11 protein-coding genes and 2 tRNA genes are annotated in these 13,057 nt (G+C 66.6%); 8 read left to right on the top strand and 5 right to left on the bottom strand.

The genetic code is table 11. The features are described 5' to 3' along the window. The first annotated feature begins 11 nt into the window (after positions 1 to 11). From AC1RHV_RS26240 to AC1RHV_RS26230, 3 genes are read left to right on the top strand one after another with little or no spacing between them, the layout of a single operon-like run. A complete protein-coding gene (locus AC1RHV_RS26240) occupies positions 12 to 308 on the top strand; it encodes a YciI family protein (RefSeq protein ID WP_054459424.1) in 297 nt (98 codons plus the stop codon). Positions 309 to 327: 19 nt separating this feature from the next. After that, positions 328 to 1,107, top strand: a complete 780-nt coding sequence (gene pcaD, locus AC1RHV_RS26235) for a 3-oxoadipate enol-lactonase (RefSeq protein ID WP_175160896.1) — start codon at positions 328 to 330, stop codon at positions 1,105 to 1,107. Positions 1,108 to 1,112: 5 nt separating this feature from the next. Then, the gene (locus tag AC1RHV_RS26230) at positions 1,113 to 2,153 is read left to right on the top strand and encodes a cyclase family protein (protein WP_492302258.1); all 1,041 of its coding nucleotides are present in this window, start codon (positions 1,113 to 1,115) and stop codon (positions 2,151 to 2,153) included. A 76-nt stretch (positions 2,154 to 2,229) separates the two neighbouring features. Here the strand turns inward: AC1RHV_RS26230 and AC1RHV_RS26225 are convergent, their stop codons facing one another. The 5 genes from AC1RHV_RS26225 to hemA all read right to left on the bottom strand — a co-directional run bounded on the left by AC1RHV_RS26225 (position 2,230) and on the right by hemA (position 6,502). Beyond that, complete coding sequence (locus AC1RHV_RS26225) at positions 2,230 to 2,793, bottom strand: UbiX family flavin prenyltransferase (protein WP_119450266.1); 564 nt, start codon at positions 2,791 to 2,793, stop codon at positions 2,230 to 2,232. Between the two features lie 7 nt (positions 2,794 to 2,800). Further along, positions 2,801 to 3,127 carry a Grx4 family monothiol glutaredoxin gene (gene grxD, locus AC1RHV_RS26220; protein WP_042797530.1) on the bottom strand — a complete coding sequence of 109 codons (327 nt, stop codon included), beginning with the start codon at positions 3,125 to 3,127 and terminating at the stop codon, positions 2,801 to 2,803. A 94-nt stretch (positions 3,128 to 3,221) separates the two neighbouring features. Further along, on the bottom strand, positions 3,222 to 4,046 hold the full coding sequence (gene prmC / locus AC1RHV_RS26215; protein WP_492302257.1) for a peptide chain release factor N(5)-glutamine methyltransferase: 825 nt from the start codon (positions 4,044 to 4,046) through the stop codon (positions 3,222 to 3,224). An 8-nt stretch (positions 4,047 to 4,054) separates the two neighbouring features. Continuing rightward, the gene (gene prfA, locus AC1RHV_RS26210) at positions 4,055 to 5,137 is read right to left on the bottom strand and encodes a peptide chain release factor 1 (protein WP_054457628.1); all 1,083 of its coding nucleotides are present in this window, start codon (positions 5,135 to 5,137) and stop codon (positions 4,055 to 4,057) included. A gap of 90 nt (positions 5,138 to 5,227) precedes the next feature. Further along, positions 5,228 to 6,502, bottom strand: coding sequence for a glutamyl-tRNA reductase (gene hemA / locus AC1RHV_RS26205; protein ID WP_042796220.1), 1,275 nt, complete (start codon positions 6,500 to 6,502; stop codon positions 5,228 to 5,230). Positions 6,503 to 6,802: 300 nt separating this feature from the next. Between hemA and AC1RHV_RS26200 the strand changes: the two genes are divergently transcribed. From AC1RHV_RS26200 to AC1RHV_RS26180, 5 genes are all read left to right on the top strand, one after another. Further along, positions 6,803 to 6,878, top strand: a tRNA-Phe gene (locus tag AC1RHV_RS26200). Between the two features lie 875 nt (positions 6,879 to 7,753). Continuing rightward, complete coding sequence (locus AC1RHV_RS26195) at positions 7,754 to 10,252, top strand: mechanosensitive ion channel family protein (protein ID WP_192353063.1); 2,499 nt, start codon at positions 7,754 to 7,756, stop codon at positions 10,250 to 10,252. Between the two features lie 35 nt (positions 10,253 to 10,287). Then, positions 10,288 to 10,363: transfer RNA gene (locus AC1RHV_RS26190), tRNA-Phe, on the top strand. Positions 10,364 to 10,475: 112 nt separating this feature from the next. Continuing rightward, the gene (locus AC1RHV_RS26185) at positions 10,476 to 12,215 is read left to right on the top strand and encodes an ATP-binding cassette domain-containing protein (protein ID WP_225591442.1); all 1,740 of its coding nucleotides are present in this window, start codon (positions 10,476 to 10,478) and stop codon (positions 12,213 to 12,215) included. 40 nt (positions 12,216 to 12,255) lie between these two features. Then, the gene (locus AC1RHV_RS26180) at positions 12,256 to 13,023 is read left to right on the top strand and encodes a hypothetical protein (RefSeq protein ID WP_125470470.1); all 768 of its coding nucleotides are present in this window, start codon (positions 12,256 to 12,258) and stop codon (positions 13,021 to 13,023) included. Positions 13,024 to 13,057 lie beyond the last annotated feature (34 nt).

Here is a 13,057-nt window from a genome sequence, read left to right as displayed (position 1 = left end):
AGGAGCGGCTGATGCCCTACATCATCGAAACCTTCGACAAGCCCGGCCACCAGGAAGTGCGCCAGCAGCATCGCGCCGCGCACCTGGAATACCTGGACGCGAACAAGCAGCTGCTGCTGGCCTGCGGCGCCAAGCTGCAGGACGACGGCAAGGACGCCGGCGGCGGCCTCTACATCGTGGCCCTGGAAACGCGCGAAGCCGCGCAGCAGTTCATCGACGCCGACCCGTTCTCCCAGGCCAATCTGTTCGAGCGCGTGACCATCACGCGCTGGCGCAAGGCCTATGTCGACGGCGTCTGCCACCTGTAAACGCAAGGAATAAACCCGCATGTCTTACGCCGATCTCAGCCAGGCACGGCTGTACTACGTCATCGATGGCCCCGCCGACGCGCCGGTGCTCGTGCTCTCCAACTCGCTGGGCACCTGCTCCGACATGTGGGCCCGCCAGATTCCCGAACTGAGCAAGCACTTCCGCGTGCTGCGCTACGACACCCGCGGCCACGGCAAGTCGTCGATCCCCGAGGGCGAATACAGCTTCGAGCAGCTGGGCAACGACGTCGCCGAACTGCTGGCGCACCTGAACATCAAGCGCGCGCACTTCTGCGGCCTGTCGATGGGCGGCCCCACCGGCCTGTGGCTGGCGCTGGCGCGTCCCGAACTGCTGGACAAGCTGATCCTCTGCAACACCGCCGCGCGCATCGGCTCGGCCGAAGGCTGGAGCGCCCGCATCGCCGCGGTCGCCGAACAGACCCTGGAAAAGATGGCGCCCACGCTGGTCGAACGCTGGCTCACCGACAGCTACCGCGCGGCCGAGCCTGGCCTGACCCAGGTGCTGATCGACATGCTGCGACGCACGCCGGACGCTGGCTACTCGGGCAACTGCGCCGCGCTGCGCGACGCCGACTTCCGCGAACAAGTGGCCTCGATCAAGGCGCCCACGCTGGTCATCAGCAGCACGCACGACCTGGCCGCCACCCCGGCCCAGGGCCGTGAACTGGCTGAGGCCATCCCCGGCGCGCGCTACTTCGAAATGAACACCTCCCATATCTCGAACTGGGAGCAACCCGAAGTCTTCACCCGCACGGTCGTCGACTTCCTGAAGGGGTAAGCGGCATGCAGCGCTGGAAAAACCGGCCCGAAGGCTCCAACTGGGGCGACTTCGGGCACGACGACCAACTCGGCCGCCTGAACCTCATTACCGAAGAACAAGTCCTGAAAGGCGCGCGTGAAATCCGCGCCGGCAAGACCTTCTGCCTGTCGCTGCCGCTGGACCTGCCCGGCGGCAACGTGCTCAACCCGCGCCGTCATCCGCCGCAACTGAGCCCCACGCGCCTGGCGGACACGCCCTACCTGAACTTCCCGCTGCGCAACGTCAACCCGGACGCGGTGGACGTGCTCAGCGATGACCAGGTGCTGCTGTCGATGCAGTATTCGACGCAATGGGACGCGCTGGCCCACGTGGGCGCCTTGTTCGACGCCGACGGCGACGGCAAGCCCGAACTGCGCTACTACAACGGCTACCAGGCCGGCGTGGACGTCGTCGGCCCGGCCGACGGCGACCATACCGGCTGCGGCTGCAACAGCGGCGGCCCGTCGGCGGCGCTGAAGCTGGGCGTGGAAAACCTGGCGCAGAAGGGCATGCAGGGCCGCGGCGTGCTGGTGGACCTGTTGCGCCACTACGGCCCCGGCCGCACACTGATCGGCCATGCGGGACTGATGCATGTACTGAAGACGGACGGCATCAGCGTCGAAACCGGCGACATGCTGGTGCTGCGCACCGGCTACGCCGAAGCGGTGGTCGCCATGAACGGCACGCCCGACGCCGAGACGCTGCACACCTACGGCGCCGCGCTGGACGGCACCGACCAGGCGCTGCTGCAATGGATCACGGACAGCGGCATCGCCGCCATCTGCGCCGACAACTACGCCGTGGAAGCCTATCCCGCGCGCGAGAAGACCGGCCCGCGCGCCATGCTGCCGCTGCACCACCATTGCCTGTTCAAGCTGGGACTGCCGCTGGCGGAACTCTGGTACCTGAAGGACCTGGCGGACTGGCTGCACGCCAACGGCCGGCACCACTTCATGCTGACCGCCCCGCCCCTGCGCCTGCCGCATGCAATCGGATCGCCGGTCACGCCGATCGCAACGGTGTAATCGCCAGCAACCCGGCGCCATCGCGCAAATGAAAAGAGCTCCAGACCTGGAGCTCTTTTTTTTGATGCGGCGATCGCTACTTCATGCCTTCCCAATGCGGTCCGGGCACGATGATGTCGAACAGCTCCAGCACCCGCGCCACGGTATGGTCCACCATCTCTTCGATGGAGGCGGGCCGGTGGTAAAACGCGGGCAGCGGCGGAAACACGATGCCGCCCATTTCGGTGACGGCAGTCATGTTGCGCAGGTGCGCCAGGTTGAAGGGCGTCTCGCGCACCATCATCACCAGGCGCCGGCGCTCCTTGAGGGTCACGTCGGCGGCGCGGGTAATCAGGTTATCCGACAGGCCGTGGGCCACGGCCGCCAGCGTGCGCATGGAGCACGGCACGATGACCATGCCGGCCGTCTGGAACGCGCCGCTGGCTAGCGTAGCGCCCACGTCGCGCACGCTGTGCACGTGGTCGGCCAGGGCATAGACATCATGGCGGCTGACGTCCAGCTCGTGCTTGATGTTCAGCACGCCGGAGGCCGACACCACCAGATGCGTTTCGACATCGTCCGCGCCGCGCAATGCCTGCAGCATGCGCACGGCGTACAGGGAGCCCGTGGCGCCCGTGATGCCGATGACCAGTCGCCGCATGGGCTGATCAGGCCGTTGCGCCGGACTGGTCCAGCAACGTCTTCAGTTCGCCGGATTCGTTCATCTCGTTCATGATGTCCGAGCCGCCGATGAACTCGCCGGCCACGTACAGCTGCGGAATCGTGGGCCAGTTGGAGAATTCCTTGATGCCCTGGCGGACTTCGTCGTCCTCCAGCACATTGACGGTGACCAGCTTCTTCACGCCACAGCCCTTCAGGATCTGAATGGCCTTGCCGGAAAAGCCGCATTGCGGGAACTGGGCGGTGCCCTTCATGAACAGCACGACGGGGTGCTGGGTCACGGTTTCGCGGATGAATTCTTGAACGTCGCTCATGGTGGTCTCTTGGACAGGCATAACGGAATACGCCAATTATAGGTACAGCGGGAAAATTCGCCCGGATACCCCGGGCGTCCCGCCGGGAATGCGGTCAGGCGGGCAGCCGGCCGCCGGAAATACGCTCGATGCCGGCCAGGTCCTGGCGGCTGTGCACGTCCTGGAATCCGGCCGCGGCCAGCAGGTCCCGCACGGCTTGTGCCTGGTCCCAGCCATGCTCCATCCACAGGGATCCCCCCCGTTTCAGGTGACGGCCGGCGCCCTGGACGATGCGGGCCAGGTCTTCCAGACCGCCCGCGCCGTCGGTCAGCGCCCCGAGCGGCTCGAAACGCACGTCGCCCTGGTCCAGGTGCGGGTCGTCGCAGGCCACATAGGGCGGATTGGACACGATCAGGTCGAAGCCCTCGCCGGCGGGCACGGCCTCGTACCAGCTGCCTTCGACCAGGCGCACGGATGCGACCAGGTCCCAGGCGTTGCCGGCGGCGACCGCCAGCGCGGCGGCGCTGACGTCGGATGCCATCACCCGGGCGTCACGGCGCGCCAGCGCAATCGAAATGGCGATCGCGCCGCTGCCGGTGCCCAGGTCCAGCACCGCGGGCGCGGCCAGCCCGGCCAGGCATTCCAGCGCGGTCTCCACCAGCACCTCGGTGTCCGGGCGCGGAATCAGCACGTCCGGGGTCACGCGGAAGCGGTGACCCATGAATTCGCGGTGGCCCAGCAGATAGGCCATGGGTTCCCCGGCCAGGCGCCGCTGGGCCAGGGCCTCGTAGGCCGCGGCCGTTTCAGGCAGCAAGGGGTCGGTATCGTGCGCCAGCAGCCAGGCGCGCGGCTTGGCCAGCACGTGCTCCAGCAGCATGCGCACCTCCAGGCGGGGCAGGCGCGTGTCGAGCAGCAGGCTTTTCAGCTGGGGCGGCGTCATGGCCGGGCTCAGATGTCGTCGCCCAGGGCCGCCAGCTGCTCGGCCTGGTGTTCGGAGATCAAGGCGCCGGTCAGCTCTTCCAGATCGCCTTCCATGATCTGCTGCAGCTTGTACAGCGTCAGGTTGATGCGGTGGTCGGTCACGCGGCCCTGCGGGAAGTTGTAGGTGCGGATGCGCTCGGAGCGATCGCCCGAACCGATCAGGCTCTTGCGCTCGGCGGCTTCCTTGCTCTGCCGTTCGCGGGTTTCCTTGTCCTTCAGGCGCGCGGCCAACACCTGCATGGCCTTGTCCTTGTTGCGGTGCTGGGACCGGTCATCCTGGCATTCCACCACCAGCCCCGTCGGCAAGTGGGTGATGCGCACCGCCGAATCGGTCTTGTTGATGTGCTGGCCGCCCGCGCCGCTGGCGCGGAAGGTGTCGATGCGCAGGTCGCTGGGGTTTATGACGATTTCCGACATCTCGTCCGCTTCAGCCATGATGGCCACCGTGCAGGCGGAGGTGTGGATGCGGCCCTGCGCCTCGGTGGCGGGCACGCGCTGCACGCGGTGCGCGCCGGACTCGAATTTCAGGCGGCCATAGGCGCCATCGCCGTCGATGCGCGCGATCACTTCCTTGTAGCCGCCCAGCTCGGATGCGCTTTCGGACATCAGTTCCACGCGCCAGCCGCGCTGTTCCGCGTAGCGCGTATACATGCGCAGCAAGTCGCCCGAGAACAGCGCGCTTTCATCGCCGCCCGTGCCGGCGCGGATTTCCAGGAACACGCTGCGCCCGTCGTTGGGGTCGCGCGGCAGCAGCAGCAACTGCAATGCGCCTTCCAGTTCCTCGAGCTTGACGCGGCCGGACTTGATCTCGTCCTCGGCCATGGATTTCAGGTCCGGGTCGGACAGCATTTCTTGCGCCGCGGCCAGATCATCCTCGGTGCGGGCGAAGGCCGTGAACGCCTCGACCACGGGTTCCAGTTCAGCGCGTTCACGCGAGAGCTTGCGGAAACGGTCCATGTCGGACGCGGTTTCCGGTTCGGCGAGCAGCGCGTCGACCTCGATCAGGCGGTGACACAGGTGCTCCAGCCGGCTGCGCATGGAAGATTTCATGGGGAATGACCAAAAAGAAAAGCGGGAAAGCGGATAGCGGGCGCCCAAAAGACGAACGCCCGCCAGGAGGCGGGACGTGGGGCAGAGTCGCTAACGGCGGGAGTCGCGGCCGGGGAACAGGCGCGGCATCCAGGCAAGCAGTTGCTTGCGGTCGTCGCCTTCGCTGCGGTTCAGGGCCGCCAGCGGGCCGTGCAGGTACTTTTGAGTCAGGCCGTGGGCCAGTTGTTCCAGCACGGCTTCCGGCGATTCGCCCCGCGCCAGCAGGCGGCGGGCCCGTTCCAGCTCGGCGCTGCGCACGTCCTCGGCGGCCTGGTGCAGGTCGCGGATGACGGGCACCACTTCGCGGGACTGCATCCAGTGCATGAAGCCCTGGACGCGGGTTTCGATGATGGCTTCGGCCTGCACCACGGCCGCGCGGCGCGCGTCCGTGCCGGTCTGCACCAGCCGGCCCAGGTCGTCCACCGAATACAGATAGACGTCGTCCAGGCGGCCGACCTCGGGTTCGATGTCGCGCGGCACGGCCAGGTCGATCATGACCATGGGGCGGTGGCGGCGCAGGCGCGTGGCCCGTTCCACCATCCCCAAACCGAGGATGGGCAGGGAGCTTGCCGTACAGGAAACGATGACGTCGAACTCGGACAGACGGTCGGTCAGGTCCGACAGCTTCATGGTGCTGGCGGCAAAGCGGTTGGCCAGGACCTCGGCGCGTTCGGCCGTGCGGTTGGCCACCACCATGCTGCGCGGACGCTGCGCGGCGAAGTGCGTGGCGCACAATTCGATCATTTCGCCCGCGCCGATGAACAGCGTGCGGGCCTGGTCCAGATTGCCGAACACGCGTTCGGCCAGGCGGACCGCGGCGGCGGCCATGGACACCGACTGCGCGCCGATGGCGGTCTGCGACCGGACTTCCTTGGCCACCGAGAAGGTGCGCTGGAACATCTGGTGCAGCAAGGTGCCCAGCGAGCCGGCTTCGCCGGCCGCGCGCACGGCGTCCTTCATCTGGCCCACGATCTGGGTTTCGCCCAGCACCATGGAATCCAGGCCGCTGGCCACGCGGAAAGCGTGGCGCACGGCGTCGTCCTGATGATGGCGGTATAGATGCGGGCGCAGCGTGCCGGCGTCCAGGCGGTTGTAGTCAGCCAGCCAGGCGGGCAGTTGATCGGCCACGTGGCCGTCGGCGGCGCAATAGATTTCGGTGCGGTTACAGGTGGACAGGATGGCGGCTTCGCGGACCGAGCCGCCGAATGCCGAGCGCAGGCCTTCCAGCGCGGGCTTCACCAGATCGACGGGCATGGAAACACGCTCGCGGACCGAAACCGGCGCGGACGTGTGATTCAGACCGAAGGCAAGGACAGCTACCGACATGTGGGAAGGATGGCCGGGCCATCCGCGCGTAAGCGTTAAGTACTGCCACTAAGAACGAGGCGCCGCACCGGGATATTCAAACCTGGATGCAGCGTCAGACCGCTAATCATTATACCCCTGCGGGTTATCCCCAGGCCATTTCACCCCCGGGGCGCGACCCTGGGTCGCACCTTTCGTGCCGTCTGACCAACAGTCAGCCCATGATTCATGCGGCGGCCCGGCCGGGAAACGACATATCTCAGGATTTTCGCCTCCGACTGGCGCAAGCCTCAAAAATTGTGTATAGTTGCGGACTTCGTTGGCCTGGTAGCTCAGTCGGTAGAGCAGAGGATTGAAAATCCTTGTGTCGGTGGTTCGATTCCGCCCCAGGCCACCAAAAGATTCAAGCACTTAGCCCCGCGAAAGCGGGGCTTTTTGCTTTGGTCTGTCGCGACGGCCAGTTCTGCGCCCAGTTCCCCACGTCCATCGATGATGTTCAACACATCTTCCAGGTCATGGCTGTTCATGAAGTCGCCGCCCCCTCGGCTGGCGAAAGCTCCAAGTTTGGTGACAAGCTCACGCTCGCGGGCGCGCCCGGTGCGCAAGGCATCCAACAACGCGAGCAGGCGGTGCAGCGCCGGGTCCGATAGAGCAGCCTGCGGTGTTGTGCGGTAGAGCGGCGAAAGCGTGGGCCCTTTTGATGAGCCCGTGGGGTATGCCCAGACGGGCGCCTCTCCTGGAGCTGCCGTCAATTGGCTGGCCAGGGGGTCGCTGCCGACAGCTATCGGGACGCCACTCTTGACCGGGCCCAGTGTGGCCGGCCAGACGTAGCGCACGCCGTACACGACAAACTCTAGAAGGTTGGCACGTACCGGTGACCATTGGCCGCGTGCCGGCGCCACCGCCAAGCCCGAAGCCACGGAACGCTTCACGCTCGCATGGGTTTCCGAAGCGCTCATGGACAGCGCTGCGCCCAGCGCGGCATAAGTCCAGCGCTGCGGCGGATGGGCGGCCACCTTTAGCAATACCAGCAGGTCTTGGGGTTTTAGTTCCATCTCAGGGTGATATTCGCTATTCGCGAATAGCGAATATCACCGACGAGACAGTTTTTGTGCGAGTGTCCTACCTTCTATCCGAGGCCAAAAAAAGCCCAGCCCTTATGGGCTGGGCTTTTTGCTTTCCGGACGGCCCTTTCCCTCAAGCGCGCTTCCGCGATATCGTAAGACGCCATTTTTTTTGTAGCCCGCCGCATCCATCCACCGGAGCCGCGACATGCGCGCCCAAGCAACAGCAAGAGCAAAAGCGCTTTTCGGTCTGATTGCACTGCTGGCCAGCCTGCTCGGTTCCCCCTACGCGCAGGGCGCCGCGCCGGCGCCGGCCTCCCCCGCCCCGGCTTCCACGCAAGCCCACGCGATCCTGGTGGCAGAGATCCCGCTGCGCGCGGACACCGACCACCGCTATGCCGAAAGCGTCATGGAGCGCATCACGGGGGCCGACCCCACCGACTCGCTGGCGCCGCGCCTGGAATCGATTTCCCGGTCCGTGGACGAAAAGCTCCAGCAATTCCTGCCGGCCCAATTGCGCACCCTGCCGATCATGCGGCTGGAAAGCCTGGAGCGGCACTGGATGTTCGATGCGAGACGTTTCGCCGACTGGCAGGAGGACATGCGCCAGGCGACCGCCGCCTACGCCAGCGATGCCGCCGAGCTGGCGCGCCGCCGCGAAGCCTGGCAGGCGCTCAAGGGAGCCCCCGGCGCCGCCGATCTGCCGCCGGCCCTGACCGCGCGGATGGACTCGGTCATCGCGCAATTGGCTCGGGCCGAACAGGCGTTATCGGTGCCGCTGGGCCGCCAGATTGCGCTGGGCCAGCGCGCCAACTCCGTCGAAGAGCGCATCCAGGCCGGACAGCGCTCGGTGGCCGACGCCATCCGTTACATCGATGCCCGCCTGCTCGAACTGGACGGACCGCCGCTGTGGGCCGCCACCTTCACGCCCACCGCCCGCAGCGATGCAAAGGCCTACCTGCGCAGCGGCCTGGACATGGAATTGCGCTTCGCCCGCCAGTACGCGGCGGCCGATACCGGCAACCAGCTCGCCCTGCACGTGCTGCAAGTGGTGCTGCTACCCCTGTTGCTATGGCTGGCCTGGCACAGCCGCCACGCGATCCGGGCCGGCGAAATGAGCGAGACGGCCGCGCGGGTGCTTGGGCGCCCGCTGTCAGCCTGGCTGCTGCTGGCCATGATGGGCGTGCAGCTGCTGGAGTCGGACGCGCCGCTGATCGTGCTGCAGATCGCCCTGCTGCTGGCGGTCGTCCCGGTACTGCGCCTGCTGCCGCCAACCGCGCGCGAGCAGTTGGACCTGTGGCCCTATGCCATCACCGGCCTGTATCTGGCCGAGCGGCTGGGCATTTTCTTCCTGGCCAGCGAAACGCTGTACCGGCTGCACAACCTCGTCATCACCCTGCTGGCCCTGGCCACGGCGCTGTGGCTGCATGCCCGGGCCAAGCGCCGCGGCAGCGCTGCCCAGGCTCCCGGCCGGCTGCACCGGGCCGTGCGCATCGGCGCCTGGGCCGCGGTGGCGCTGCTGGCCATTGCCGGCGTCGCCAACCTGATCGGCAACCTGTCGATGGCCGAGATGCTGACCAGCGCCGTCATCAGCAGCGGCTATTTCGGGCTGATGCTCTACGCCGGGGTCACCATCATCGTCACCCTGCTGCAACTGATGCTGGCGCGGCCCGGCGTGTCGCGCTTTCGCATCGCGCGCGAGCATGCTCCTCCGCTGGTGCAATTGTTGATCCGCCTGGTGATGGCCAGCGCGGTCGCGGGGTGGGCCATCTACACGATGGACCGTTTCCGCATCCTGCGCGCGACCTACGCCTTCACCACGAAGGTGCTTTCGTACACGCTGGCGCTCGGCGACATCACCATCAGCCTGGGCAACATCCTGGTGTTCGCGATCTCGGTGCTGATCGCGTTCTGGGCCGCGCGCGCGATCCGCCTGGTGCTGCACGACGAAGTGCTGGCGCGCATGCCGCTGCCGCGCGGCGTGGGCAACAGCATCGCCTCGCTGACCTACTACTCGGTGCTGCTGCTGGGACTGGCAGTGGCGCTGTCGGCCGCCGGAGTCAGGACCAGCCAATTGGCCCTGGTGCTGGGCGCCCTGGGCGTGGGCATCGGCTTCGGCCTGCAGAACGTGGTCAACAACTTCGTGTCGGGCCTGATCCTGATGTTCGAGCGCCCCATCCAGCCCGGCGATGTGGTGGAAATCGGCGAAACCTCCGGTCAGGTACGCGAGATCGGGATGCGCGCGACCCGCATCAGGACTTTCGAAGGCGCCGACGTGGTGGTCCCCAACGGCACCCTGCTGTCGGAAAAACTGACCAACTGGACCATGCTGGACCGCAACCGCCGCATCGAGATCAACGTGGGCCTGGCCTACGGCACGGACCCGGCGCAGGCCATCGAACTGCTGGGCTCGGTGGCGCGCGGCACCCTGGGGGTCTCTACCCAGCCGGCTCCGATCGCGCTCTTCATGGGATTTGGCGCCAGCACGCTGGATTTCAGCATCCGCGCCTGGACGCCGGATTTCGATCAGTGGATGTCCATCCGCAGCGACATGCTGTCGCGGATGTACGAGGCGCTGACGCAGGCCGGCATCGAGATCCCCTATCCGCAGACCGACCTGCACCTGCGCAGCATTTCCCCGGAAGCCGGCGCCGTCCTCGCGCAAGCCCGCCGCGCGGCGCCCGATGGCGGGCCGCCGCCCACATGACGCGGATATTGTGTATAGTGGCGGACTTTCGCGTTGGCCTGGTAGCTCAGTCGGTAGAGCAGAGGATTGAAAATCCTTGTGTCGGTGGTTCGATTCCGCCCCAGGCCACCAATGAATTCAAGCACTTGGCCCCGCCTTTGGCGGGGCTTTTTGCTTTGGAGCGCGGTGGCGCCTGTCGGATAGCATAATCATGCCGTGCCCCCCCTGACTTCCCCTCCACGCGATGAAGCCTGATTCTTCTTCCCCCTCTTCCTCCGTCGGCATGGGCCGCGCGGCGATCGTGCTGTGTCGCGCGCTCTGGCACTATGCCGACGGCGCGCGGCGGCAGCTGATGGGCGCCATCGCGCTGCTGTCGGGCGCGCAACTGGTCAAGCTGACCCTGCCCTGGCTGGCCTCGCACGCCATCAATGCCTTGCAGCAGAACGACATGCCCACCGCCGGCTTGTGGATCCTGTTCCTGGTTGGCAGCTACATGATGTCCTGGGTATTCCACGGCCCCGGACGCGTCCTCGAAGGCAATGTGGGCGTGCATGTCCGCGAACGGCAGGCCGACGATCTTTATGCCCGCATCGCTGCCGCCCCGTTGACCTGGCGCGACGGCAGGCATTCCGGCGACCTGCAGCATCGCGTATTGCAATCCAGCCGCGCACTGGCCGCTTTTGCCCGCAGCATGTACGGCTACCTGCACAGCGCCTTGAACTTCATCGGCCCGCTGGTGGCGCTGACCTTGCTGTCCCACGTCAGCGGCATCATCGCCGTAAGCGGTTACCTGATCATCGCCCTGGTCACCTTGCGCTTCGACCTCGCGCTGATGCGGCTGGCCCGCGACGAAAACGACCAGGAACGCCGCTACGTCGCGGCGCTGCTCGATTTCGTCAGCAACGCCGGCACCGTGATCGGCCTGCGGCTGCAAGCCGCCTCGCGCAAGATCCTGGGCCGCCGCCTGCAGGCGGTCATGAAGCCCTTGCGCCGTGCCCTGTGGATCAACGAAGTGAAATGGTGCGTGGTGGACCTGGCGGGCATGTGCCTCACCTGGATCCTCGTCGTGGAGTACGTGCTGCGGCACCGCGAGCCCGGGCAGGCGCTATTGCTAGGCACCATCTTCATGATCTACCAATATGCCCAGCAGGCCGCGTCCGTGGTCAGCGCCATCGCCTCCAACTTCCAGAGCTTCGCGCGCATGCACACCGACTACAGCAGCGCCGAACCCATCTGGCAGGCCCCGGGCAACCCCAATGCCGCCGTCCCCGCGGTCCAAGCCGACGCGCCTTGGCAGACCCTGGAGTTGCGCGGCGCCACCTGGCGCTATTCGGACGAAGGACGCGGCGGCCTGCATGGCGTCGACCTGGTGCTGCGGCGCGGCTCGCGCGTCGCGCTGATCGGCGCCAGCGGCGGCGGCAAGAGCACGCTGCTGCGCACCCTTGCCGGACTCTATCCGCCGCAACACGGCGAACTGCTGCGCGACGGCAAGCCGGTGGACTGGGCAGAACTGCGCACGCTGGCCACGCTGATTCCGCAGGAAGCCGAAGTCTTCGAAGCCAGCGTGCAGGAAAACCTCACCTTCGGCGAACCCGCCGACGCGGCCGCGCTGCAAGCCGCCGTGCATACCGGCGTGTTCGACGAAGTGCTGCAACGCATGCCCGAGGGTCTCGCCAGTCCGATGAATGAACGGGGCAGCAACCTGTCCGGTGGGCAACGCCAACGCCTGGCCCTGTCGCGCGGGGCGCTGGCTGCGCAGGGCAGCTCCTTGCTGCTGCTGGACGAGCCCACCAGCGCGCTCGACCCGCAAGCCGAAGGCCGGGTGTTCGACCGCATGTACGCCGCGTTTCCGACCGCTTGCATCGTGGCCTCGGTGCACCGGCCCAGCCTGCTCAGCCGTTTCGATACCATCGTGGTGATGGAAGCCGGACGCGTGGTGGATGCGGGACCCCGCGACGAAGTGCTGGCCCGGCATCAGCCTTGATGAACTCCCCCTGCCGACCAGGCGTCTACACTCAGCATCCATGACACAGCCGCCCGCCACCCCAACTGCACAGCGCCAGCCCAGTCGACGGCTCGCGAATCTGCTCTTCTATGTCTGCCTGGCGATCAGCCTGACGTTCGTCTACCTGGGCTCGCAAATGATCCGGGACGGCGCCGATGCAGGCATTCCCGTCACGCTGTTCTTCGGCGTCTGCGCCGCGACTGCCGTCCTGCAGATCTGGCCGCAACTGCTGCAGCGCGACTCGCGCTCGGCCGCAACACTGCTGGCGCGGTACCCAGGCCCCCTGGAACTCAAGGCCGCGAAAGGCAAGCTGCTGGCGTTCTCGCTGCTGTCCGCGGGCTTCGGTGGCGTGATCCTGTGGATGCTGCTGCAGGAATCGCTGCCGCCTCTCAAGCAATTGATCCTCTGGCCGGGCGCCGCATTCTTTCTGCTCGGCGCGGTCATGCTGCTGGTGCGCGCCGCCAAGGACGACATCGGCCTGCGCCTGGGGCGCGACGGCTTTCAAGCGCGACAGGTGTGGAACGGCAGGACAATACGCTGGCAAGACACCAGCGAGTTCAACGTGATCAGAGCCAGCCGCGCGGTGCCCAAGCTGATTGTCTTCGACGATGCTGCGGTCGAACGCAGCGGCACTGCCGGGCTCAACAAGCATTTCGTCGGCCGCAATTCCAGCCTGGGTGAAACTTACGGGCTGACCCACGAAGCTTTGGCCGACCTGCTCAATGCTTGGCGCAAGCGCGCGCTGGAGCAGGATGCGATTTTTACGCGATGGCCTGATAACCAATGACCGCCACATCGTGTCGGATGTACGCCCGCCTGCC

Source organism: Achromobacter sp. GW823-FHT04E03 (genome assembly GCF_058796095.1).
This window is presented reverse-complemented; position numbering and strand designations above follow the sequence as displayed.